Source organism: Streptomyces sp. JHA26 (assembly GCF_002005565.1).
Taxonomy (GTDB): domain Bacteria; phylum Actinomycetota; class Actinomycetes; order Streptomycetales; family Streptomycetaceae; genus Streptomyces.
Window position 1 is genome coordinate 152,792 of the sequence record NZ_BDJC01000002.1, and the last position, 21,787, is coordinate 174,578.

The window sequence follows — 21,787 nt, forward strand, 5'->3', positions numbered from 1 at the left end:
GACGTCTGACGCCCCGTCCGGACCGTGCGCGACCGCGACCGGGCGTCCACACCCTGCCTCCGCCCGACCGGGAACCGGCACCACGGATCCCCCCCACCCGCCCCCGACGGGCCGCCACGCAGTGTCCGGGCCCGGGAGGAGGAACGCGGCCCGGTGGAATACGACTTACGACTTCGGCAGCGCCCTTCCCCGGGGAGTCCCCCAGGGCAGGGGCCACGGCCCGGCCGCCGCCTCGATCGCCCGGCGGCCCCCGGGTTGTCCGCGAACTTCCCCGGAATTGTCCGTGATCGGTAACGGACGCATCCTGTGGCCGCCTTTCTCCGTCCTGTCAGGTGGACTCGAGGTGATCGAGGCGGACAACTGCGGGAAGGCGGGGCGGGCATGGCACGGCACAGTGGCGGACGGGGCTGGTACGGCAAGGTCGTCGGGGCGGCGGTCGGGGTGACGCTGCTCGCCGTCGGTGCGTCGGTGTGGACCGCGCAGGCCGACTCCGTGGGCGCTTCGTCGACGCCGAAGGCGACCGCGTCGGCCACGCCGGGCGGTGCCGTCGAGAAGGTCGCGGTGACCATCGCACACGCCTCGGACGCGGGGGCGCGCGGCGTCAACATCACCATCGACGACGGTCCGGACCCCGCGTGGACGCCCCAAGTGCTCGACGTGCTGCGGGAGTACGGGGTGAAGGCCACCTTCTGCATGACGGGGACGCAGGCGCAGGCCCACCCGGACCTCGTGAAGGACGTGGTCGCGGCGGGGCACCGGCTGTGCAACCACTCGGTCTCGCACGACACCGCCATGGACAAGAAGTCCGAGGCCTACCAGTCGCAGGAGATCCTCGACGCCGAACGCATGATCGTCGAGGCGTCCGGGGGCGTGCGGCCGATGTACTACCGGGCACCGGGCGGCGCCTTCACCCCCTACAGCCGCAAGCTCGCCGCCTCCCACGGCATGCGCCCGCTGGGCTGGAACGTGGACACCAAGGACTTCGAGCGACCGGGCACGGACGCCATCGTCGCCACCGTGGAGCGGGAGCTCCCCAACGGGCCGACGGTCCTCTTCCACGACGCGGGGGGCGACCGTTCCCAGACCGTCGAGGCCCTGCGCCGCGTCCTGCCCCGGCTCGAGGAGCAGGGCTACTCCTTCGGCTTCCCGGTGCGCTGATCCCGCACCAGGGTGCCGGAGGCCCTCGACCACCCGGCCGAGGGCGAAGGAAACGAGGGACACGGGCGGCTCCGGCCGCCCGGAACCGCACTCGGACACCAGCTGAGGCCGCGCGATACCGCCCCATCGTCCCGGAATCGCCGCGCGCCAGGCAGACTCTGCGGTGTAGTTCCGTTGACAGAGGAGGACTCGCGCATGATCACGCTCACCAAGGAAGACGGCCCGGCCGACCTGGACGGAGTGACCCATCTGTCCATCGGCGTCTCCTGGGACCCGACCGCCGGAAGCAGCGGCGGGGTCATGGGCAAGCTGCGCCGCAAGACCGGTACCGACCTGGACCTGATCGCCATCGCCATGCAGGGCGGCGACCCCGTGCGCCTCGCCGGGATCGACTCGCTCGACCCGATGGGCAACGGCTCGCTGCTGCACAGCGGCGACAACCAGACCGGGCACGGGGACGGGGACGACGAGACGGTGACCGTCGAGTTCGCGCGGCTCCCGTCCGCGATCACGTCGATCGTGTTCGTCGCCGCGGCCTACAAGAAGGGCAGCTCCTTCCAGAAGGCCCGCAACGTCAGCTTCAAGGTCTACGACGCGACCGGCGGCAGCTCCCAGCAGGTCGCCGACATCTGGCCCAGCCTGCTCAGCCAGGACAACGGCTGCGCCGTGGCCAAGGCGGTGCGGGTCGGTGACACGTGGAAGCTGCAGGTGATCAACGAGACGGGGAAGATCAAGCAGGGCGACGAGCACGCCCTGATGCGGTTCGCCGTCAGCAAGTAGTACGGGAGCGACGGCGCGGCAGCCGTCGCCCGGGGGGCGGGGTGCGGGGGTCGGGGTACGGGGTCTGCGGAGGGTTCCGTGCCGGTGGCGGTTCCGCCTCCGCCCGTCCGCCCGTTCGCCCGGTCCCCGGCGACCGTCCGGCGGCCGGCCTGGAAGGCGTGCCGCGTCAGTCCTCCTCCGCGGCCCGCGCGTCCCCCAGCAGGTCGCGCAGCAGTCGCTCGTCGGCCGGGTCGAGGCCGGCCACGAAGCTCGCCAGGACCGCCTCGCGGTCGCTCTCCGCGTCCAGCACCCGGCGCATCCTGCGGGCGGCCAGACCCGCCTGGTCCGCGGCCGGCGTCCAGGCGAACGACCGGCCCGCGCGTTCCCTGCTCACCACGCCCTTGTCCAGCAGCCGGGTCAGGATCGTGACCACCGTCGTGTGGGCCAGGTCCCCGCCCAGGCGCTCCCGCACCCAGCCGGCCGTCGCCGGACCCTCCGCCTCACGCAGCACCGACAGCACCAGCGCCTCCAGTTCGCCCTGTCCCCGCCGCCGGGGACGCCGGTGATCCGTCACGCCGCACTCCGTTCCGCCGCCGCCCGCTTTCGGGCGGACATCGTATAGACGCCCGGGCCGGCCGGAGTGCACGCGCATCGAACGGGCATCCGCATGGGCGAGGCAGGACCACTCGAGGAGCAGGCATGGAGATATCAGGCATCATCAGCGCCGTCGTGATCGGCATCGTCATCGGCGTCCTGGGCCGGCTCGTGGTCCCCGGGCGTCAGCGCATCGGCGTCCTGTGGACCATCGCGGTCGGCATCGTGGCCGCCCTCGTCGGCTCGGCCCTCGCCGCGGCGTTCGGCGTCGCCGACACCGGGGGCGTGGACTGGGTCGAGTGGCTCATCCAGATCGTCCTCGCGGCGCTCGGCGTGGTCGCCCTCGACCGGGCCAGGGCCCGCCGCTGACGGGCCCCGCCCCCGCCCGCGGCCGGTGTGCTCCTTGTCTCGGTCCGGGACGGGGACGCGTGTGCGGCGTCCTCCGTGCCCGGACGGGCGCCGGCGCCCCCGCGAGGCCGTCGGCGGAGGTCACGGCGGTGCGGACAGCGGCGGCACCGGCGGACCCTGTGGCCGGAGCGGTGCAATATCTGTGGCCGCGGGAGAAGAATTCACCACGGCACGCCGAGAATATTCCCCTCCCGGCCGTCCGGGGCCGGATTATTCCACGCGTCCGGGAGATCACGGCGTGCTAGTGTCGATGGCAGTTGCAGTAGTGGTTGCCTGAAGGTTTTTCCGACGGGGTGATCATCGCGGCGACCGGAGTGCGCACAGGGCGGGCTCCGAGCACCGTTTCCGAAGGAGATTCATCATGGCCACCGGTACCGTGAAGTGGTTCAACGCCGAAAAGGGCTTCGGCTTCATCGAGCAGGACGGCGGCGGCCCCGACGTCTTCGCCCACTACTCGAACATCAACGCCCAGGGCTTCCGCGAGCTGCTGGAAGGCCAGAAGGTGTCGTTCGACGTGGCGCAGGGCCAGAAGGGCCCGACGGCCGAGAACATCGTTCCCGCCTGACGCTCACACGCACTTCGCAGCTGGGGCCCGCACCTCGAGGGGTGCGGGTCCCAGCTCGCCGCGTTTCAGGGCGCGATTCCGCATTCCTCCGGGACTCCCCCGGTCATTGCATTCCCTGAATTCTTCGATTCCCCGGATTCACCCGATTCTCCCGGTCGCCCGGCTCACCTCGCCGAAGCCGACCGGGGCCGGCTCGTTCTTGCGATTCCCTGCGCTGCTCCTCACCGCGGGACTCCCTTGATACGTGCCGTATCAAGGAAGGTTCCCCATGAACCGCACACGAACGAACAGCCGCTTCTCCCGCACCCGCGCCGGAGCCCCGGGCTCCGGCAAGGGCGGTGGCCGGTTCTCCGAAGGCTCCGGGCGGTCCGGCGGTCCGCGCCGCGCCCAGGGCTCCGGACGCCGGCCGGCCGCTCCCCAGGGCGAGTTCGCGCTGCCGAAGACGATCACTCCGGCGCTGCCCGCCGTGGAGTCCTTCGCCGACCTCGACATGCCGCCGGCCCTGCTGGACGCGCTCGGCCGCGAGGGCGTGACCGTGCCGTTCCCGATCCAGGCGGCGACCCTGCCCAACTCGCTGGCCGGCCGTGACGTGCTCGGCCGCGGCCGTACCGGTTCGGGCAAGACCCTCGCCTTCGGCCTCGCCCTGCTGGCCCGTACGGCGGGACGCCGTGCCGAGCCGCGGCAGCCGCTCGCCCTCGTCCTCGTCCCCACCCGCGAACTCGCCCAGCAGGTCACCGACGCGCTCGCCCCGTACGCCCGCGCCGTGGGCCTGCGGTCGGCCACCGTCGTGGGCGGCATGTCGATCGGCAGGCAGGCCGGCGCCCTGCGGGCGGGGGCCGAGGTCCTCGTCGCGACGCCGGGCCGCCTCAAGGACCTCATCGACCGGGGCGACTGCCGGCTGGACGACGTCGAGACCACGGTCCTGGACGAGGCCGACCAGATGACCGACATGGGCTTCATGCCCCAGGTCACCGCCCTGCTCGACCAGGTGCGCCCCGACGGGCAGCGGCTGCTCTTCTCCGCCACCCTCGACCGCAACGTCGACCGGCTGGTGAAGCGCTACCTGACCGACCCCGTGGTCCACTCCGTCGACCCGTCGGCCGGCGCGGTCACCACGATGGAGCACCACGTGCTGCACGTGCACGACACGGACAAGCACCGCACGACCACCGAGATCGCGGCGCGCGACGGCCGGGTCATCATGTTCCTGGACACCAAGCACGCCGTGGACAAGCTGGTGAAGCACCTGCTGAACAGCGGCGTCCGCGCGGCGGGCCTGCACGGCGGCAAGTCCCAGCCGCAGCGCACGCGCACCCTCGCCCAGTTCAAGGACGGACACGTCACGGCGCTGGTGGCGACCAACGTCGCGGCCCGCGGCATCCACGTCGACAACCTCGACCTGGTCGTCAACGTGGACCCGCCCACCGACCACAAGGACTACCTGCACCGCGGCGGCCGTACGGCCCGCGCGGGCGAGTCCGGCAGCGTCGTCACCCTGGTCACCCCCGGCCAGCGGCGTGACATCAGCCGGCTGATGGCGGCGGCCGGCATCACTCCGCAGATCACCCCGGTCCGGTCGGGCGAGGCGGAGCTGACCCGCATCACCGGCGCGCAGGCGCCGACCGGTGTCCCCGTCGTCATCACCGCGCCGGTCGTGGAGCGTCCCCGACGCGCCGCGTCCGGGGGCTCCTCGTCCCGTGGCCGCCGTGGCCGCGGCACCGGACAGGGCCGCACCGCGCAGGGCGGCGGCACCGGCCAGGGGCGCACCGGACAGGGCCGGTCCCCGCAGGGTGGTTCCGCCCAGGGGCGGACCGCCGGGGAGGCGCCCCGGCGCAGGCCGCGGCGGCAGTCCGCCGGCGGCTCGGCCGCCTAAGGCCCAGGCCGGCAGTGGACCGGGCCCCACCACCGGGGCCCGCCACCAGGCCCCCCATCGGGGCTCTACCACCGGGCCCCACCGGGGCCCTCACCCGGCCGAACGGCCATCACGAACGGCAAGCTCCTCCGATCCCCTCCCTTCCCCTGTGAGGCGTCATGCGCTGTGTCATCGCCCGGTACCCCTTCGACCTGACCAAGGACGGAGTGATCAGCTCGATGAAGGGCGTCACGCCCGAGCCCGTCACGGGCGAGTCCGTGACCATCGGCCGCCGCCGCTACCCCGTCAAGCAGGTCGGCGCGGTCGTCACCCGTCAGGACCGCCGTGACTTCACCGGCGGCGAGGTCACCCGGGCCATGGCCCGGCTCGGCTTCACCTGCCACCCCGCCCCCGGGGCCGTGCCCGACCCCGCGCCCGCCGCCACGCCGGTGCAGACCGCGTCGGCGCTGCTGGGCGGCGCCTCGCCGCTGGACGACTGAGGCCGCGTCGGAACGCGGGACGGACGAGGGCCCCGGCGTCAGCCGGCGGCGGCCAGACCGGTCGCCCGGCCCTCGTCGTCCCACCGGACCTCCAGGACCCGTTCGACGGCGTCCCGGTCGACCGGGCCGAACACGTGCGGGAACAGGGTGCCTTCGGCCACCCCGGGCGGCGGGACGGGGACCGCCGCCTCCCACACGCACGGCGAGGTGAGCCGCTCCTCGTCGATGCCCAGGGCGAGCAGGGGGCGGGGAGCGGTGCGGTAGTAGGCGTCGGCGACGGCGAGGGTCGTCTCCTCGTCCGGTGAGCAGTGGACGAAACCGTCCTCGGCGAGCGACGCGGGCGCGTACGGCCGGCCGGGATCGGCGTCCCAGTCGGCGAGCGGTACGACGTGATAGATCATCGTCCGATTGTCCCCGCGGTACGCCCTCGCGTCCTCACGCCGAGGGCGCGGCCGCGGTGCCCGGGCGGGTCGTCGGCCCGCCCGGGGGCGGGACCGAGGTCGCCGGCACCGGCCGGCCCACGGTCGGCGACGTGCTCGGTTCGGCGGACGGCTCGGCGGGGGCGGACGTACGGGGGACCGGCCGGCCCGGGTCCCGGGACGGGACGTCGGACGGGGAAGGCGCGGACGTCGACGGCGACGGAGACGGCGCGGACGGCGACGGCGAGGGGGCGGCCGGGGGTGCCAGCGGTACGGCCGGGCGGGCCGGCGGGCCGGGGTCCGTCCACGGGACGGGCAGCGTGAACAGGGCGGCGACGGCGGCACAGGTCGCCGCGGCCCCGGCGGCGGCCCGCAGCAGGCGGCGTCGGGACGCCGCCCGGCGGATCGCCTCGTAGCGGCCCGGCGGCGGGCCCAGGAAGTCCGGCTCCGGACTCAGGACCACCAGCAGCGGGTCGTACGGATCGTCGTGTGCGTACTCCGGGCCGTCCGGATCGTCCTCAAAGCGTGTGGTCAAGGCTTCTCCTCAGATGGACGCGGAGCAGTTCGCGGGCCGCGTGCAGGTCGGCCTTGACGGTTCCTTCCTTGCGCCCGGTCAGCGCGGACACCTCCCGGATCGGCATGTCAGCGTAGTAGTGGAGGAGGATCGGCACGCGCAGTCGCTCCGGCAGGGACTGCACGAGCAGGCGCACCGAGGGGTCGGCCTGCTCGGAATGCGGGCGGACCGCGACCTCCGCGGTGACCCGGCGCACGGCCCGGCGCTCGCGCTCCAGTTTGCGCCAGTGGTCGCGGACGAGGTTGGCGGCGGTGACGTAGAGGAAACCGCGCGGCTCGTCCACGGACGTCCAGCGGGCCCAGAGCCGGGTGAACGCCTCCGAGGCGATCTCGTGGGCCGTCCCGTCGTCGTCGACGAGGCGGCGGCACCAGCCGGCCAGGCGGGGGTAGAGGGCGGCGAACAGCTCGGACGCCGCCCTGTCACGGGACCGTTTCAACGCTCTCCATGGTCGTGTGGGGGCCGGGGGGAAGACGCCCGCGCGGGGGTGCGCGTTCCCGTGGTCACGACGGTGCGGAAGCCGTCTGCGCGCCGGCCGCCGCCGTGGTCGTGGTCGTGGCGGTCAGCTCGGCGAAGACGATGACGTTGTCCCGGTAGCCGTCGCCGTCGTGCGGGCCGCCGCACGTGATGAGCCGCAGCTCCGGGCGGTCCACGTCGCCGTAGACGTCCCGGGTCGGGAAGTGGGCCTTCGCCACCGTGCGCACGGACGTGACGGTGAACACCGGGACCGTGCCGTTCTCCAGGCGCGCCTCGATCCGGTCGCCGGGGCGCAGCCGCGCGAGGTGGCGGAAGACGCCGTCCCCGTGGCTGCCGACCGTGACGTGGCCGAGGACGACCGACGGCCCCACCTGGCCCGGCGTGGGCGAATGCCGGTACCAGCCCGCACGGTCGTGGTCCGTGAGGGGCGGCACCTGCACCGTGCCGTCCGGTTCCAGCCCCAGCCGCATCACCGGGGTGTCGACCCCGATGGCCGGGATGCGCAGGCCGACCGGGACCGACCGCGCCAGGGGCCGCACCGGCCCGTCGTGGGACCGCGCGGGGGGCGCCGTGCGCGCGGGCGGTGGGGTGGCGGCCTCCTCGGTCCCGTGCCCGCCGCCGCAGCCCACGAGCAGCGAGGCCAGGACGAGACCGGTCAGGGCGCGCCCGGAGAACGCGGTCACGCCCCGGTCGCCCGGCGGCGGCGTACGACGAAGGCGACCGCGCCGCCCGCGACGAGCAGCGTGCCGGCGCCCGCGCCGACGAGCACGTCACCGTTCCCGGAGGACGACGGGTCCGTCGCGCCGGTGTCGGGCGCGCCCTCGGGCACGGTGGAGACCTGACCGCCCGAGGACCCGCCCGGCGCGGCGGCCGCGGGCGGGGAGCTGACGGACGGCACCGGCACCGGCACCTCGCTCGGCTCGGTGGCCGGGTGGCTGACGGACGGCACGGGGCTCGGCACCTCGCTCGGCTCGGTGGCCGGGGAGCTGACGGACGGCACCGGGCTCGGCCCACTGCCGGGTGCGGTGGTCGGGTCGTCGGCGAACGCGGGGACGGTGCTCGCCAGTACGGCGGTGCACGCGAGGGCCAGGGCACTGAGGACGGTGCGGCGCATCGGGTCGCTCTCTCTCGTCGGTCGGTCCGCCCGCCCGCCCGTGGTCGGCGGGCGGGGACGCGTGGTCGCGTGGATCGCGGATCGAGCGGAGAGACGAGGCGGCGACGGAGCGGGTTGCAAAGAGATGGCAAAGTCGTCGGTGCCCGCACACGCAGGAGGGCCCGCACCGTACGGTGCGGGCCCTCCTGTGCGGTTCGCGCGTGTTACGCGGGAACGATGTTCTCCGCCTGCGGGCCCTTCTGGCCCTGCGTGACGTCGAAGTTCACCCGCTGGCCCTCCTGGAGCTCACGGAAGCCCTGGGTGGCGATGTTCGAGTAGTGGGCGAAGACGTCGGCGCCGCCGCCGTCCTGCGCGATGAAACCGAAGCCCTTTTCGGCGTTGAACCACTTCACGGTACCGGAAGCCATGTTTTTTCTCCTAGGCAGTGCTGGGGACCCGCACCGTGCGAGTCCTCCCATCGCTGCGATGATCACCTGCCCGGAAAACCGGTAACGCACATGGCAACCACAACTGCAACTGATGTCGACCCTAGCACGAAATGGCCCGGAGACCCGGGTGAAAAAACACGGCGAAAATCACCGCGGGAATGGGAATGCAGTTGTCTTCTCGCTTACCCGTGAATATCTGTTTCGCCGGTATCAGATTTTCCCCCGTCACCGTGGACGCCGCCGGACCGTCCGGACCGCCCGGGCGGCGCGGCGCGGTCCGCCGGGGGCGCGACCCGCCGTGGCGCGGGCCGCCGTGGAAATCCGTTTCCCCGCACCTGAACTCCCGTCGTGCCCGTCGGATATCTGCCGCGGCGGACACACATACGGCGACGGCGGACCACGTTCCGCGTGGTCCGCCGTCGCCGTGTCGCGCCTGTCAGGTCACGACGCCACCGGCGCCGGCCCCACCAGTTCCGTCAGGACGTCCTCCATCGTCACGAAGCCCAGGACCGTGCCCGTCCCGCCGGTGACCGCGGCCAGGTGGCTGCCCTCGGCGCGCAGGGCGGTGAGGGTGTCGTCGAGGGGGGTGTCGATGCGGACCCGGGTGACCCGGTGCAGGGCGCCACGGGGGAAGGGGCGGTCGCGGTCGGTGACGCCCAGGGTGTCCTTGATGTGCAGGTAGCCGAGCACGGTGCCGCCGGGGCCGGTGACCGGGAAGCGGGAGTAGCCCGCCTCGGCGGCCAGGCGCTCCAGTCCGGCCGGGGTGATGGTGTGCGGGACGGTGCGCATCCTGGGCGTGGGGACCAGGATCTCGCCGACCGGGCGGGTGCCCAGCTCCAGCGCGTCCCGCAGGCGCTCGCCGTCGGCCGGGGTCAGCAGCCCGGCCTCGCTGGCGTCGACGACCATGCGGGCCAGCTGGTCGTCGGTGAAGACGGCCTCGACCTCGTCCTTCGGCTCCACCCGCAGCAGCCTGAGCAGCGTGTTGGCGAAGGCGTTGATGCCGAGGACGACCGGCTTCAGGGCCCGGGTGAGGGCGACCAGCGGCGGGCCGAGGACCAGCGCGACGGTCACCGGGGCGGCCAGCGCGATGTTCTTCGGGATCATCTCGCCGATCAGCATGTGCAGATAGGTCGCGAGGGCCAGGGCGAGGGCGAAGGCCACGGGGTGGACCAGCGCGTGCGGCATGTGGACGGCCTCGAAGACCGGCTCCATCAGGTGCGCGATGGCCGGTTCCGCGACCGCGCCGAGCACCAGGGAGGAGACCGTGATGCCGAGCTGGGCCGTCGCCATCACGGCCGACAGGTGCTCCAGCCCCCACAGGGTCATCCGGGCCCGCTTGTCGCCCGCCTCGGCGCGCGGCTCGATCTGGCTGCGACGCACGGAGATCAGGGCGAACTCGCCGCCCACGAAGAACGCGTTGGTCAGCAGCGTCAGGGCGCCGACGAGGAGCTGCACGGCGGTCATCGGGCCACCTCCGGCTCCCGGCGGGACGACCGGTCGGCGGCCACCGGCTCCACCGGCTCCACCGGCTCCGCGGCCGGCTCGGGCCGTGCGGGGGCGGTGACGCGCAGGCGGTCGGCGCGGTGGTGGTCGACGTCCAGCACGTCCAGGCGCCAGCCGTCCAGGTCGATGACGTCGCCCACGGCGGGGATGCGCGCCAGGTGGGTGGCGACGAGGCCGGCCAGGGTCTCGTAGGGGCCGTCGGGCGCGGTCAGGCCGATCTCCGTGAGCCGGTCCAGCCGGAGCGAGCCGTCGGCCTCCCAGGCCGCGCGGCCGTCCGCCGGGGCGGGGACGGGCAGCAGGTCGGGCGCCTCGACGGGGTCGTGCTCGTCGCGCACCTCGCCGACGACCTCCTCCACGATGTCCTCGACGGTCGCCACGCCCGCGGTGCCGCCGTACTCGTCGATGACGACGGCCATGGTGCGGGTGGCGCGCATGCGCTCCAGGAGGCGGTCGGCGGGCAGGCTGTCCGGCACCAGGAGCGGCGCGGTGGCCAGCTCGGTGACCGGGGTGACCGCGCGCCGCTCGGGCTCCAGGGCCAGCACGTCGCGGATGTGGACGGTGCCGACGACCTCGTCCAGGCCGCCCCGGTGGACCGGGAAGCGGGACAGGCCGGTGGCGTGGGCGAGGGCGGCCGCGTCCGCGGCGGTGGCGTGGGCCTCCAGGGCCTTGACGTCCACGCGCGGGGTCATGACGTTCTGCGCGGTCAGCTCGCTCAGGTGCAGGGTGCGCACGAACAGCTCGGCGGAGTCCGCCTCCAGGGCGCCCTCGGCGGCCGAGTGCCGGGCGAGGGCGACCAGCTCCTCGGGGCTGCGGGCGGAGGCCAGCTCCTCGGCCGGTTCCAGGCCGAAGCGGCGGACGAAACGGTTCGCCGTGTCGTTCAGGTGCCGGATGAAGGGACCGAACGCGGTGGTGAAGCCGCGCTGCGGACCGGCGACGGCCTTGGCGACCGCCAGCGGGCTGGAGATCGCCCAGTTCTTGGGGACCAGCTCGCCGACGACCATCAGGACGACGGTGGAGACGGCCACGCCGAGCACGGTCGCCACCGTGGAGGCGGCACCGCCCAGGCCGATCGCCGTCAGCGGGCCGCGCAGCAGCACCGCGAGCGACGGCTCGGCGAGCATGCCGATGACCAGCGAGGTCACGGTGATGCCGAGCTGGGCGCCGGACAGCTGGAGGGTCAGGGTCCGTACGGCCTTCAGGGCGCCGTCGGCGCCGCGCTCACCGGACTCGGCGGCCCGCTCCAGGTCACCGCGCTCGACGGTGGTGAGCGAGAACTCGGCCGCGACGAAGAGCGCGCAGGCCAGGGTGAGGAGGAGGGCCAGCAGGAGCAGCAGGACCTCGGTCACCGCGCCACCCCGCTTCCCTCACGCGCATACAGGGGGACTGGCGGGCCGTCCATGTCGGCACGGCCGGTACTGGGGGGCTCCATTGCGGAACGGGACTCCTTAGCGGGGTCGGTGGGGGCGGTGCGGTCCGCCCGAGGTTTCCCTCACAGGGTAAAGGACGAGCAAAGAAAGCGGGAGTCCGCGGACCCCTATGCTTCTACTCGCCTGTAGAGAACGGCCGGACGGTTCCGGTTGTTCCCCGCACGCACGTCCCCCGGCACGAACGTGAAGGAGTGAACGCCTCGATGGTGTTCAAGCGGCTGCTCGGTCCCCTCGGCGTGGGCGGTCCCACGGTGGACACCGCCCTCGACCCGGCGGCGGCCCGGCCGGGCGGTGCGCTGACGGGCCGGGTCGACCTCGTCGGCGGCACCACGGACGTCGACGTCGAGCACGTCGTCCTGGAACTGGTGGCCCGGGTCGGGGCCGAGCACGCGGACGGGGGGAGCGAGGGCGTCGTCACCTTCGACCGGTTCACCGTCGGCGGCGGCTTCCGGCTGGCCGCCGACGAGCGGCGCAGCGTGCCCTTCACGGTGACGCTGCCCTGGGAGACCCCGGTCACCGAGCTGCACGGGCGGCCGCTGGGCGCCGCCCTCGGCGTGCGCACCGAGCTGGCGGTCGCCGGCGCCCGGGACAAGGGCGACCTCGACCCGCTGGCCGTGGCGCCCCTGCCCGCGCAGGAGGCCGTCCTGGACGCGCTCGGGCGGCTCGACTTCGGCTTCCGCTCCGCCGGCCTGGAGCACGGCCGCATCGGCGGCACCGGGCAGCGGCTGCCCTTCCACCAGGAGATCGAGCTCACCCCGGCCCCGCGGTACGCCCACCAGGTCGACGAGATCGAGCTGACCTTCCTGGCCGCGCCCGGCGGGCTGGAGGTGGTCCTGGAGGCGGACAAGCGCGGCGGGCGCCCCGGGGACGGCCACGACGCCCTGAGCCGCTTCACCGTGCCGCACGAGGGGACCGCGGCGCAGGACTGGGACGCCCTCGTCGACGGCTGGGTCCGGGAGCTCGTCGAACACCGGGCGTCCTACGGCTCCCACGCCGTGTACGGGCACGGGGGCGGGAACGGGCACGAGCCGGGGCACCGCTCCGGCCCGGGCGCCGGCACCGCCGTCGCGGCGGGTGCGGCCGGGTTCGCGGTGGGCGTCGTCGGCGGCATGGTGGCGGCCGAGACCGTGGACGAGATCGTGGACTTCCTCGAGGGCGACGAAGGGGAGGCAGAAGAGGGGTGAGCGGCGGCACCGCCGGGCCCCGATCGACCCGGGGCCCTTCCTGCCGTAGATTCCGACCGGGCCCGCGACGCGGGCCCGGACCGCACGCCACCTGGGGAGTCCCGTGTTCGGACTGAGCGAGTTCGCGATCGTTCTCGTCGTCGTCATAGCCGTCCTCGCCGTCAAGAAGCTCCCCGGTCTGACCCGCTCGGCGGGCAGGTCGGCGCGCATCCTCAAGGCGGAGGCCCGGGCGGCGGAGGACGAGCGGGCCCCGGGGACGCCGCGCGTGATCCCCGGCGAGACGGTCCGGCGCGAGGACACCGGCGGCGGCGCCACCGGCACGGGAGACGCCGGCACCGGAGACACCGGCACCGGACCGGGCCGGGGCGACGCCCGGGCCTGAGGGCACTCGGCGACCCGGCCCGGGGACGCACGGACCGGATACCGGACCTCCGCCGCCTCCCCTCGCCGGGACATATCGGGCGCTTTATCCCCAACTGGGGTACATAATCAGAACATGAGTACGGCAACGTATGAACTGCTGGCCGCTTCGCACGCGCTCAACCTGACCGGTGCCTTCATCGGCGGACTGGTGGTCGCGGGCGTGCTGATCCTGGCCGTACGCATCGGCATGAGGGCCATGGAGCAGGAATCGCCCCGCCCCCACGCCGACGAACAGCCTCACCTTCCCCCCACCGGCCCCGTCTACGAGGAACGGGAGATCCGGGAACCGGACGAGATCCCGCTGAGTACCGACGGGAGCCCACGGCTGATGCCGTACCAGCTCCACCACGCGGGCAGCCGACGAGGAACGGACCAGAGCCGGCGCCGTTGGCTGCCGGGATCGAGCGGCTCCTTCGGCAGCGGCAGCCCGGGACGCATCTGACCCTCCGCCGCCGTCCGTCCGGCCTCGTCCGGGCGGACGTCGGCGTGCGGTCCGGCGCCGGGGGACCTTGACTGGAGGGACCCCCGCGTGTCCTCGCGGGGGCTGACGCGTACGAGGTCCCTGGAGGCGACATGGCCGGTCCCCGGACGTTCAGGACGGCGGCGGTGGTGGCGCTGCTGACGGCCACCGCGCTGGCGGGCTGCTCCGACGACGGTGGCGACGGCGACGGCGGCGTCCCCACGGATCCCGCGAGCGCGGCGGTCAGCCGGGCCGCGTCGGCCGCGTCCTCGCTCGCCTCCGAGGGCTCGGACGCCCTGGCCTCGGCGACGGCGGAGGCCGGCCGGTGGCTCGAGGACATCACGGGGGGCGCCGACGTCAAGGGCGACGTGAAGGCCGGGACGCCGAAGACCGGCACCGACGGGCGCACCGCGGTCGACGTCACCGTCCACAACACCGCGGACGGGACGAAGTCCTTCGCGGTGCAGGTGAACTTCACCAGCCCCGACGGCACCCTGCTCGACACGGTCGTCGTCACCGTCGACGACGTTCCCGCCGGCCGGTCCGGCAGCGCCACCGCCCGCAGCAGTCACGACCTGTCCGGGGACGTGCGGACGGTGGTGGCCCGCGCGGTGCGCTACTGAGGGACCGCGCGGCCCGCACCGGGCGGGCCGCGCACGCCGCACCGCCGCTACCTCACCAGCCACGCCGTCGTGTCCGGCCCCAGCCGGCCGTCCTCCAGGGGCACGCTGGTCAGCACCACCTCGCCCGCCGGCAGGGCGACCGGCGCGTCCGAGAGGTTGGCGACGCAACGCCAGCCGTCCGAGCGGTCGAACTGGAGCACGCCCGGCGGCACGTCGTCCGCCCAGGTCAGCGACTCGCCGTCGAGCAGCTTGCGGCGCAGGCGCAGGGCCGTGCGGTACAGCTCCAGGGTCGAGCCCGCCACCCCGTCCTGGGCCTGCACGGAGTACTCCGCGAAGCGCGGCGGCTGCGGCAGCCAGGCCGCGCCCGCGCCGAAGCCGTACGACGGCCCGCTCGTCGTCCACGGCAGCGGCACCCGGCACCCGTCGCGGCCCTTGCGGACGTGCCCGGTCTGCTCCCAGATCGGATCCTGGAGGACCTCGGTGGGCAGGTCGGCCACCTCCGGCAGGCCGAGCTCCTCGCCCTGGTAGACGTACGCCGAGCCGGGCAGCGCCAGCATCAGCAGCGTCGCCGCGCGGGCCCGGCGCAGGCCCGCCCGCTCGTCGATCGCCGGGGCGCGGCCGCCGGACAGCAGCCAGGCGTCCGTGTCGGTGCCGGGCGGCAGGATCAGCCGGGAGGCGTGGCGGACCACGTCGTGGTTGGACAGCACCCAGGTCGCGGAGGCGCCGGCGGCGTGCGCGTCGGCCAGCGAACCGGCGATGATCTCGCGCAGCTCCGCCGCGTCCCAGCGGCCCTGGAGGTACTCGAAGTTGAAGGCCTGGCCCAGCTCGTCCGGGCGGGCGTACAGCGCGCGCCGGGCGCCCGGGACCCAGGCCTCGGCCACCGCCGTCCGCGGCGGGCTGTAGGCGTCGAGGATCTTGCGCCAGTCGCGGTAGACCTCGTGCACGTCGTCGCGGTCGTAGAAGGGGTGGGTGCCCGGGGCGAACTCCGTGAGGGCGGCCTCGCTGCTCAGCTCGGGGGCGCCGAGGTCCCGCAGCGGCTCGGTGAGGTCCTTGACCAGCGCGTGGGCCACGTCGACGCGGAAGCCGTCGACGCCGCAGTCGCACCAGAACTTCAGCGTGGTGCGGAAGTCGGCGCGGACCTGCTCGTTCTCCCAGTTCAGGTCGGGCTGCTGGGGTGCGAAGAGGTGCAGGTACCACTGGCCGTCCGGCACCCGCCGCCAGGCGCTGCCGCCGAAGACGGACTGCCAGTCGGTGGGCGGGAGCTCGCCGTGCTCGCCGCGGCCGTCCCGGAAGACGTAGCGGTCGCGGGCGGCCGAGCCGGGACCGGCGGCCAGGGCCTCGCGGAACCAGGCGTGGCGGTGCGAGGTGTGGTTGGGGACCAGGTCGACGATCACCTTCAGGCCGAGGCGGTGGGCCTCGGTGACCAGGGCGTCGAAGTCGTCCAGGGTGCCCAGGCGCGGGTCGACGTCGCGGTGGTCGTCGACGTCGTAGCCGCCGTCGGCCAGCTCGGACGGGTAGAACGGGCTGAGCCACAGGGCGTCGACGCCCAGGGCGGCCAGGTGGGTCAGGCGCTGGGTGATGCCGCGCAGGTCACCGAGCCCGTCGCCGTCGGCGTCGGCGAAGCTGCGGGGGTAGACCTGGTAGATGACGGCCTGCCGCCACCAGTTGGGGTCCTTGGACGACAGGTCGGGCGTGCTGGTGGTGCTGCGTACGGTCACGCGGGCTCCTTCGCGGTGCGTGCGGGCGACACGAGTAGGTCTGTCCACATCACCCCAAAAGTGAACGCGCGGGCGGCGGGACGCGCCGGTGACCGGGCCCTCCGGCGGAATCCGGACGGCACTGCCTAGTCGTCGCGGTCGAAGCGGTGCCGGTGGGTGAGGACGTCGTGGGCGACGTCGCGGGCGGTGCGGCCCCGGGCGAAGGCGGCGCCGCGCAGCCGGGCCAGGGCCTCGTCGGAGCCGACGCCCAGCTGGGCCATGATCATGCCGACGGCCTGGTGGACCTCGTCGTGGTCGTCGGTCAGCCCGCTCGGCCAGGCGACCTCCCCGTCCCCGTCGTCGTCCTCCCCCTCGGGCGGCAGCGCCATCAGGGCCGTGGTCATGACGCCGGCCAGGAGCCGGGCCGTGTTCAGCTCGGGCCCGGTGAGGCCGCCGGGGGTGTCGCGGTAGAGGTCGAGGGTGCCGACGCACACCGTGTCGCTGCCCAGCGGCAACGCGTGGACGGCGCTCACGCCGACGGCCGTCGCCTCCTGGGCGAAGAGGGGCCAGCGTTCGGCGTCGGCGCCGGACCGCAGGTCGCCGGCGAGCACCGGGGCGCCCGTCGCGGCGGCGAGGACGCACGGCCCGTCGCCCAGGGTGGCCTGGACCTCCGCGAGGTACGAGGCGCGGTCGTTGCTGGCGCACAGCCGGACCGGGAGGCCGTCACCGTCGCGCAGCGACGCGCTCGCGCCGGTCACCGGCAGCAGCCTGACCGCGACCCTGCAGAGGCGTCCCGGCACCCCGGCGTCGTGCCCGTCGTCCGGGGGCCGGCGGGAGTGGTCGCCGGGCAGCACGCGCACCGCCTCCTTCGCTCGCGTGGCCGCAAGCCCGACTACCCGTGACCGACCGGTGGAAACCGGGACGCGGGGCTCCAGGGCCTGTTGCGAGAGCGGCTCTACAGCGGAGGCTGCGCGGGCGCCGGGCCCAGGGTGGTCGTGCCGGGTGCCGTGCGGTGCCCGAGGCCGGTGCGGTAGGCGTCCAGGGCCGCCTCCACCCGGCCGGTGCGGCGCAGCAGGTCGCCCAGCAGCCGGCACAGGTCGGCCAGGTCACCGGCGGCTCCCGCCCGCTCCAGCAGGCTCAGCGCCCGCACGTAGTGCTCCTCGGCGGCCTCGGTGTCGCCGGCGTCCTCGGCGATGATGCCGAGCAGCCGGTGCGCGCCCGCCGCGTGCACGGCACCGCGTTCGGAGGACAGGTCGTCCAGGACCCCGCGCAGCAGCTCGGCCGCCTCCGCGGACTTGCCGCGCCGGTGCAGCACGTCGGCCAGCTCGACGGCGACCTGGCTGCTGTAGAGGGCGGCACGGGTGACGGACAGCATGTCCAGGGCCTGCCGCATCTCCTCCTCGGCGCGGGGCAGCTCGCCGTTCTGGGCGCAGACGTAGCCGCGCATCCAGTGGCAGTTGGCCAGCTCGGTGCGGAGCTGCAGCGTGCGGTACAGCTCGGCCGCCTTGGCCAGGGAGGCGTCCGCCTCGGCGAGGCGGCCCTCGGCGAGCAGCGTGCGGGCGACGGAGCGGTGCATGCGGGCCACCAGCGCCGGGTCGCCGGCCCGGGGCGCGAGGGCGAGGGCGAGTTCGGCGGCCTGGGCGGCCCGCGCGTGGGCGCCCATGTCCATGTAGGGGCCGATGACGCTGGCGTAGAGCAGCAGCAGCGCGTCGGGGTCGTGCAGGCCGCCGCGGTTCAGCTCGTCGAGGGTGGACTCCAGGAGGTAGACGGCGTACCGGAGCTCACCGGCGAGGTAATGGGTGAGGGCACGTCCGCGCAGGGCCGGGACCCGGGCCGGCAGCGGCGCGTCGGCGTCGGCCAGGCACTCCTCCGCCCGCTCGAAGTACCGCCGGCCGCTCGCCAGCTCGCCCGTCTCCACCGCGCACTCGCCGAGCCCGAGCAGCGCCTCGGCCCGCTCCTCGGGCAGCTCGTACGCCTCGGCCTCGGCGAGCAGCTCGCCGTACTGCCCGGCCGCCCGCTCGGCGCCGCCGGTGGCGAGCGTGCGCCGCGCCTCGGTGAGCCGGAGCCGCAGGTCGGTGGCGAGCCGTGCCGGACGGCCGGTGGCCAGCTCCTCGTAGCCGACGCCGAGCCGCTCGGCGAGGTGCCGCAGCGCCTCGTCGGAGGGGCGGACGCGGCCGGCCTCCAGGGTGGAGATGTAGGCGGCCGTGTACGCCGGTTCGGCGAGCTGCCGCTGCGTCATCCCGCGCTCGGCCCGCAGCCGCTGCACCCGACGTCCGATGGTCACACGGTCTTCACGGTCCCCCACGGTCAACTCCCCCTGCGCCTCTTGCCGTTCGGCTCCGGCGGCCCTAGGTTAAATTGCGGATTAAGCGTGTTTAACAGCGCTTGAAAGCCTCCCACACCTTCCCCCAGAGGATGCCGTGTCCGACCGCACACGCACCGCCGAACGGTACGCCAGGGGCCTCGTCGCCGCCGCCGTGGCCGTGGCCGCCCTGGTCCTGGCCGGCAACGCGGGCCCGGCCCCGTCGGCGGAGGACCCCCCGGAGGGCGGGAGCGTCCGGGTGGAGGAGGTCGGCGGCCACCTCGCGTCGGACGTCCGGCTGGACGGGAGCACGCCGACACCGCGACCCGACTCCGGCTGACCTCTGGTGCCGCGCGGGCGCGCGCAGCGGCCGCGGGGGCGCGGAGGGGACGCGTCAGCCCTGGGTCTGCAACCGGCCCAGCTCCCGCTGCACGTGGTCCAGCGCGCCCTCGCGCCGGCCGGGCACCCGGCCGCGCAACGCGGCGAGCGCGGCACCCAGTTCACGGGCCCGCGCGGCGTCGCGGATCCGCCCCCACTGGTGGTGGGCCCGGTCCACGGCCGCCTCCACGGCGGGCGTGCCCGGCTCCTGCCCGGCCCGCAGGCGGGCCTCGGCCACCGCCAGCCAGGCACGGCAGGACCGCGCCGGGTCCCCGGCGAACATCGCCAGGTCGGCCCGGACCTCCGCCCAGTGCAGCGCGTCCTCGGAGGCGGGTCCGAGCGCGAGGGCGGCGGCCCGCTCGTGGCGCGCGGCCAGCGCGTCGGCGTCACCGTGCCGTCCCGCCCGCACGGCGGCGGAGATGACGGCGTGCGGGTCCCCCGCCACCGGCCCGGGCGCCGCCAGCACCAGGTCCGCGCCGCTCCCGCCGCCGTCGGCCGCGCAGCGGGCCAGCGCCTCCTGGTGCAGCCGGTCCGGCGGCGGCCGGTGGCCGCTGCGCAGGACGGTCGCGACACCGCGCATGTACGCGGGGGCGGCCACGGTCCGCCGCGAGGGCGGTGGCGCGATGCGACCGTAGACGGCGTTGTTGCGCCCCGAGTCCAGCGGGTGGGCCCGCAGCCACTCCCAGGTCTCCCGGTCGGCGTGCAGATCCAGCAGCAGCGTCGTCGCGCCGGTCGGCCGCAGCCGGAGCTCCTCGCGGATCCAGTGCCAGGGCAGGGCGGTGTAGCGGACCGTCGAGGGGGTCGTCCGGGCCAGCGCCAGGTGGGGCAGGCGCTCGCGCCGGTCCAGGTGGAGCTGCCCGGTGACGTACACGGTCAGCGGACCCGGGGCCGCCGCGGCCGCGCGGAGCCGGGTGAGGACGGCCTGCGGCTCCAGCGGGTCGGCGAGCTCGACGACGTTCGCGGTGTCCGTGCCGGCCAGCACGGCGGGCGGCACGGCGGCGAGCACGGGGAGCACGGAGGCGGCGTCCACCAGACACCCCCGGCCCACGGGTGACGCCGCGAGCAGCAGCACGGTTCCGGGCATGTCCCCTCCCCCTGTCGATCACGTACGGCAGCACGGTAGCCGCTGCGACTGCGAAGCGGGGCACTCAACCGTTCAGCCGCCGTACCGCGAACACCATGGTGTCGTCGGCCAGCCGCCCCCGGCAGTGCCGCAGCGTTCCGTCCCGCACGAGGGCCACCAACCGCCGCGGCGCGGCGTCGCGCGGATCGGCGGCGACGGCGCGGGCCACCTCCTCGCCGTGCCGGTAGAAGCGCCCCTCGGCGTCCCGGGCCTCGGTCACCCCGTCGGTGACCAGCAGCAGCGTCTCGTCCCGGGCGAGGGCCACCCGGTTCACGGACACCCGCGCCCCGGGGGCGAGCTCCGCCATGCCCAGCGGCAGCCCGCCGACCGTCGGCAGCTCCCGCACGCCGCGCGGGCCGACCGCCAGCGGGGGGTCGTGGCCGAGGACGACGGCGTCCACGGCGTCGGGCAGGTCGTCGCAGAAGCCGATCAGCACGGCGGTGGCGAAGCGGTCGCCGTCGGACCGGCCGAGGGCGGCCGTTTGCCGGCGGTGGCGCACCATGCGGGTCTCCATGCGCTCGGCGACCGTCCCGAGGTCCGCCTCGTGGTAGCCGGCCTCCCGGAACGTGCTGAGCAGCGCGGCCGCGGTCTCCACCGCGCCCAGCCCCTTCCCCTGGACGTCGCCGATGAGGACGCGGGTGCCGTGCGGGCCGGGCTGGATGTCGTAGAAGTCGCCGCCCACGCGGGCCTCGGTGTCCGCGGGGAGGTAGACGGCGGCGTGGTCGAGGCCGCCGAACCCCTCCGGGAGCGGGCGCAGCACGGTGCGGCGGGTGGTGTCGGCGATGTCCCGCATGCGCATCATGCGCCGCTCGCCGGCGACGCGGAGCGCGGCGACGGCCACGGCGACGAGCCCGCCGAGGACGACGAGGACCAGGCCCGAGGTGTCGGTCCTGTCCTGGTGCTGCCAGGTGGTGTCGGCCAGGACGAAGACGGCGACCGCGAGCGCCGCGAACAACCCCGTCTCCAGCGTCCCGCAGATCGCGGCCGCGACGCCGGGCACGAGCACGGTCCAGGAGATGATCTGGAACGCGTCGGTCGTGGTGTCGGCCGCGACGATGCCGGCGAGCAGCACCAGCGGGACCAGCCAGGCGACGCTCCGGCCGCGCACGCTCAGCAGTTCGCGCCGGGAGACGGCGTCCCCCCGGCCGGCGTCCCGGACGAGCCGGCCGACCGGACGCCACCGGCCGTGCACCGGCCCTTCCGGAGACCCTTTCCCGCGACCCCTCACGGGCCCCAGCGAAGCACGGGCCCCCACCCCACGCATCCTGACTTGCCACCCGCACCTCCCCGGTGTGCCCTGGTAGTCGGGGGCGAGGAGAGAGGAGTGCTCCCATGGCTCATGCGGTACCCACCCGGGGAACGTCCGACCGCGCGCCGGACACGCGCCCGACGGCGCTGCCGGACGTCTTCGGCCCGCGCACCCACAGGGTGGCGAAGTGGGCGGTGCCGGTCCTGGCCGGGCTCGTCTACGGCTACTGGGCCGCGGCCAACCGGCGCTACGGCGGCCCCATCACCGGCTGGAACCTGCTGTTCGGCTTCCTGACCGCCCTCGCGTTCGTCGTCCTGTACGCCGCGGTCCGGGCGGTGGCCGCGCGGCTGCCGCGCGAGGGGCACGCGGTGCTGTGGGGCGCGTTCGCCGGCAGCGCGCTGGGCTTCCTGTACGCGCAGAGCGGCGTGGCCATGTTCACGTGCATCCTCGCCTCGCTGCTCCTGGCCGCCGCGGTGGCCGCCGCGCTGTTCTACCGCTACTACACGAGCGAGGACGCCGAGGGTCACCGGATCTCCTGAGCCGCGTCGTCCGCGGTCCCCGGTGGCGCCGGGC

At 74.8% G+C, this 21,787-nt stretch carries 26 protein-coding genes; 12 read left to right on the plus strand and 14 right to left on the minus strand.

The window, feature by feature from the left end:
* Positions 1-381 precede the first annotated feature (381 nt).
* Positions 382-1,158 carry a polysaccharide deacetylase family protein gene (locus JHAT_RS02040; protein WP_077796264.1) on the plus strand — a complete coding sequence of 259 codons (777 nt, stop codon included), beginning with the start codon at positions 382-384 and terminating at the stop codon, positions 1,156-1,158.
* A 195-nt stretch (positions 1,159-1,353) separates the two neighbouring features.
* On the plus strand, positions 1,354-1,938 hold the full coding sequence (locus tag JHAT_RS02045) for a TerD family protein (protein WP_077796265.1): 585 nt from the start codon (positions 1,354-1,356) through the stop codon (positions 1,936-1,938).
* 166 nt (positions 1,939-2,104) lie between these two features.
* Here JHAT_RS02045 and JHAT_RS02050 read toward each other — a convergent pair whose 3' ends face one another.
* Entirely contained in the window at positions 2,105-2,491 is a 387-nt protein-coding gene (locus tag JHAT_RS02050; protein WP_171990700.1) for a BlaI/MecI/CopY family transcriptional regulator, read from the minus strand.
* 125 nt (positions 2,492-2,616) lie between these two features.
* On the opposite strand from JHAT_RS02050, the gene JHAT_RS02055 reads away from it, so the two are divergent.
* From JHAT_RS02055 to JHAT_RS02070, 4 genes are all read left to right on the plus strand, one after another.
* Positions 2,617-2,880: a GlsB/YeaQ/YmgE family stress response membrane protein gene (locus tag JHAT_RS02055; protein WP_077796267.1), complete on the plus strand. Its 264-nt coding sequence runs from the start codon at positions 2,617-2,619 to the stop codon at positions 2,878-2,880.
* A gap of 400 nt (positions 2,881-3,280) precedes the next feature.
* Positions 3,281-3,484, plus strand: a complete 204-nt coding sequence (locus JHAT_RS02060; RefSeq protein ID WP_077796268.1) for a cold-shock protein — start codon at positions 3,281-3,283, stop codon at positions 3,482-3,484.
* A gap of 268 nt (positions 3,485-3,752) precedes the next feature.
* Positions 3,753-5,357 carry a DEAD/DEAH box helicase gene (locus JHAT_RS02065; RefSeq protein WP_077796269.1) on the plus strand — a complete coding sequence of 535 codons (1,605 nt, stop codon included), beginning with the start codon at positions 3,753-3,755 and terminating at the stop codon, positions 5,355-5,357.
* Positions 5,358-5,515: 158 nt separating this feature from the next.
* A complete protein-coding gene (locus JHAT_RS02070; protein ID WP_077796270.1) occupies positions 5,516-5,836 on the plus strand; it encodes an SCO5918 family protein in 321 nt (106 codons plus the stop codon).
* A gap of 38 nt (positions 5,837-5,874) precedes the next feature.
* On the opposite strand, the gene JHAT_RS02075 is transcribed toward JHAT_RS02070, so the two are convergent.
* The 8 genes from JHAT_RS02075 to JHAT_RS02110 all read right to left on the minus strand — a co-directional run bounded on the left by JHAT_RS02075 (position 5,875) and on the right by JHAT_RS02110 (position 11,694).
* Positions 5,875-6,237, minus strand: coding sequence for a DUF952 domain-containing protein (locus JHAT_RS02075; RefSeq protein ID WP_077796271.1), 363 nt, complete (start codon positions 6,235-6,237; stop codon positions 5,875-5,877).
* 34 nt (positions 6,238-6,271) lie between these two features.
* Positions 6,272-6,790, minus strand: a complete 519-nt coding sequence (locus JHAT_RS02080; protein ID WP_077796272.1) for a hypothetical protein — start codon at positions 6,788-6,790, stop codon at positions 6,272-6,274.
* Complete coding sequence (locus JHAT_RS02085) at positions 6,774-7,265, minus strand: RNA polymerase sigma factor (RefSeq protein WP_077796273.1); 492 nt, start codon at positions 7,263-7,265, stop codon at positions 6,774-6,776. Before JHAT_RS02085 ends, JHAT_RS02080 begins: the two co-directional genes overlap by 17 nt.
* Positions 7,266-7,329: 64 nt before the next feature.
* Positions 7,330-7,986 (minus strand): class F sortase, encoded by a 657-nt coding sequence (locus tag JHAT_RS02090; protein WP_077796274.1) that lies wholly within the window; start codon positions 7,984-7,986, stop codon positions 7,330-7,332.
* Entirely contained in the window at positions 7,983-8,417 is a 435-nt protein-coding gene (locus tag JHAT_RS02095) for a Tat pathway signal sequence domain protein (RefSeq protein ID WP_077796275.1), read from the minus strand. Before JHAT_RS02095 ends, JHAT_RS02090 begins: the two co-directional genes overlap by 4 nt.
* Before the next feature lie 203 nt (positions 8,418-8,620).
* A complete protein-coding gene (locus JHAT_RS02100; RefSeq protein ID WP_003975194.1) occupies positions 8,621-8,824 on the minus strand; it encodes a cold-shock protein in 204 nt (67 codons plus the stop codon).
* Positions 8,825-9,286: 462 nt separating this feature from the next.
* Complete coding sequence (locus JHAT_RS02105; RefSeq protein WP_077796276.1) at positions 9,287-10,309, minus strand: hemolysin family protein; 1,023 nt, start codon at positions 10,307-10,309, stop codon at positions 9,287-9,289.
* Positions 10,306-11,694 carry a hemolysin family protein gene (locus tag JHAT_RS02110; RefSeq protein ID WP_077796277.1) on the minus strand — a complete coding sequence of 463 codons (1,389 nt, stop codon included), beginning with the start codon at positions 11,692-11,694 and terminating at the stop codon, positions 10,306-10,308. The genes JHAT_RS02105 and JHAT_RS02110 overlap by 4 nt, the downstream gene beginning before the upstream one ends.
* A 284-nt stretch (positions 11,695-11,978) precedes the next feature.
* Between JHAT_RS02110 and JHAT_RS02115 the strand changes: the two genes are divergently transcribed.
* The 4 genes from JHAT_RS02115 (at position 11,979) to JHAT_RS02130 (ending at position 14,465) form a co-directional block, all read left to right on the plus strand.
* The gene (locus JHAT_RS02115) at positions 11,979-12,959 is read left to right on the plus strand and encodes a sporulation protein (RefSeq protein ID WP_077796278.1); all 981 of its coding nucleotides are present in this window, start codon (positions 11,979-11,981) and stop codon (positions 12,957-12,959) included.
* Positions 12,960-13,062: 103 nt separating this feature from the next.
* Positions 13,063-13,341, plus strand: coding sequence for a twin-arginine translocase TatA/TatE family subunit (locus JHAT_RS02120; protein ID WP_077796279.1), 279 nt, complete (start codon positions 13,063-13,065; stop codon positions 13,339-13,341).
* Between the two features lie 114 nt (positions 13,342-13,455).
* Positions 13,456-13,824 (plus strand): DUF6479 family protein, encoded by a 369-nt coding sequence (locus tag JHAT_RS02125; protein ID WP_077796280.1) that lies wholly within the window; start codon positions 13,456-13,458, stop codon positions 13,822-13,824.
* 131 nt (positions 13,825-13,955) lie between these two features.
* Positions 13,956-14,465 carry a hypothetical protein gene (locus JHAT_RS02130; RefSeq protein ID WP_077796281.1) on the plus strand — a complete coding sequence of 170 codons (510 nt, stop codon included), beginning with the start codon at positions 13,956-13,958 and terminating at the stop codon, positions 14,463-14,465.
* A 47-nt stretch (positions 14,466-14,512) separates the two neighbouring features.
* Here JHAT_RS02130 and JHAT_RS02135 read toward each other — a convergent pair whose 3' ends face one another.
* The 3 genes from JHAT_RS02135 to JHAT_RS02145 all read right to left on the minus strand — a co-directional run bounded on the left by JHAT_RS02135 (position 14,513) and on the right by JHAT_RS02145 (position 18,467).
* On the minus strand, positions 14,513-16,183 hold the full coding sequence (locus JHAT_RS02135; protein WP_077796282.1) for a glycoside hydrolase family 13 protein: 1,671 nt from the start codon (positions 16,181-16,183) through the stop codon (positions 14,513-14,515).
* A gap of 125 nt (positions 16,184-16,308) precedes the next feature.
* The gene (locus JHAT_RS02140; RefSeq protein WP_253195375.1) at positions 16,309-17,016 is read right to left on the minus strand and encodes a GAF and ANTAR domain-containing protein; all 708 of its coding nucleotides are present in this window, start codon (positions 17,014-17,016) and stop codon (positions 16,309-16,311) included.
* 101 nt (positions 17,017-17,117) lie between these two features.
* A complete protein-coding gene (locus tag JHAT_RS02145; protein ID WP_077796284.1) occupies positions 17,118-18,467 on the minus strand; it encodes a helix-turn-helix transcriptional regulator in 1,350 nt (449 codons plus the stop codon).
* Positions 18,468-18,582: 115 nt separating this feature from the next.
* Here JHAT_RS02145 and JHAT_RS02150 point away from each other — a divergent pair, with 115 nt between their 5' ends.
* Complete coding sequence (locus JHAT_RS02150) at positions 18,583-18,804, plus strand: hypothetical protein (RefSeq protein ID WP_077796285.1); 222 nt, start codon at positions 18,583-18,585, stop codon at positions 18,802-18,804.
* Between the two features lie 54 nt (positions 18,805-18,858).
* Here JHAT_RS02150 and JHAT_RS02155 read toward each other — a convergent pair whose 3' ends face one another.
* The gene (locus tag JHAT_RS02155; protein ID WP_077796286.1) at positions 18,859-19,926 is read right to left on the minus strand and encodes a hypothetical protein; all 1,068 of its coding nucleotides are present in this window, start codon (positions 19,924-19,926) and stop codon (positions 18,859-18,861) included.
* 64 nt (positions 19,927-19,990) lie between these two features.
* Complete coding sequence (locus JHAT_RS02160; protein ID WP_253195371.1) at positions 19,991-21,157, minus strand: PP2C family protein-serine/threonine phosphatase; 1,167 nt, start codon at positions 21,155-21,157, stop codon at positions 19,991-19,993.
* A gap of 140 nt (positions 21,158-21,297) precedes the next feature.
* Here JHAT_RS02160 and JHAT_RS02165 point away from each other — a divergent pair, with 140 nt between their 5' ends.
* Positions 21,298-21,753 (plus strand): hypothetical protein, encoded by a 456-nt coding sequence (locus JHAT_RS02165; RefSeq protein WP_077796288.1) that lies wholly within the window; start codon positions 21,298-21,300, stop codon positions 21,751-21,753.
* Positions 21,754-21,787: the final 34 nt, after the last annotated feature.

Coding starts and splice junctions, on each gene's coding strand:
- JHAT_RS02045 (WP_077796265.1), top strand. CDS start 1,354: ATGATCACGCTCACCAAGGAAGACGGCCCGGCCGACCTGGACGGAGTG.
- JHAT_RS02040 (WP_077796264.1), top strand. CDS start 382: ATGGCACGGCACAGTGGCGGACGGGGCTGGTACGGCAAGGTCGTCGGG.
- JHAT_RS02070 (WP_077796270.1), top strand. CDS start 5,516: ATGCGCTGTGTCATCGCCCGGTACCCCTTCGACCTGACCAAGGACGGA.
- JHAT_RS02100 (WP_003975194.1), bottom strand. CDS start 8,824: ATGGCTTCCGGTACCGTGAAGTGGTTCAACGCCGAAAAGGGCTTCGGT.
- JHAT_RS02060 (WP_077796268.1), top strand. CDS start 3,281: ATGGCCACCGGTACCGTGAAGTGGTTCAACGCCGAAAAGGGCTTCGGC.
- JHAT_RS02115 (WP_077796278.1), top strand. CDS start 11,979: ATGGTGTTCAAGCGGCTGCTCGGTCCCCTCGGCGTGGGCGGTCCCACG.
- JHAT_RS02165 (WP_077796288.1), top strand. CDS start 21,298: ATGGCTCATGCGGTACCCACCCGGGGAACGTCCGACCGCGCGCCGGAC.
- JHAT_RS02075 (WP_077796271.1), bottom strand. CDS start 6,237: ATGATCTATCACGTCGTACCGCTCGCCGACTGGGACGCCGATCCCGGC.
- JHAT_RS02055 (WP_077796267.1), top strand. CDS start 2,617: ATGGAGATATCAGGCATCATCAGCGCCGTCGTGATCGGCATCGTCATC.
- JHAT_RS02065 (WP_077796269.1), top strand. CDS start 3,753: ATGAACCGCACACGAACGAACAGCCGCTTCTCCCGCACCCGCGCCGGA.
- JHAT_RS02125 (WP_077796280.1), top strand. CDS start 13,456: ATGAGTACGGCAACGTATGAACTGCTGGCCGCTTCGCACGCGCTCAAC.
- JHAT_RS02105 (WP_077796276.1), bottom strand. CDS start 10,309: ATGACCGCCGTGCAGCTCCTCGTCGGCGCCCTGACGCTGCTGACCAAC.
- JHAT_RS02095 (WP_077796275.1), bottom strand. CDS start 8,417: ATGCGCCGCACCGTCCTCAGTGCCCTGGCCCTCGCGTGCACCGCCGTA.
- JHAT_RS02155 (WP_077796286.1), bottom strand. CDS start 19,926: ATGCCCGGAACCGTGCTGCTGCTCGCGGCGTCACCCGTGGGCCGGGGG.
- JHAT_RS02130 (WP_077796281.1), top strand. CDS start 13,956: ATGGCCGGTCCCCGGACGTTCAGGACGGCGGCGGTGGTGGCGCTGCTG.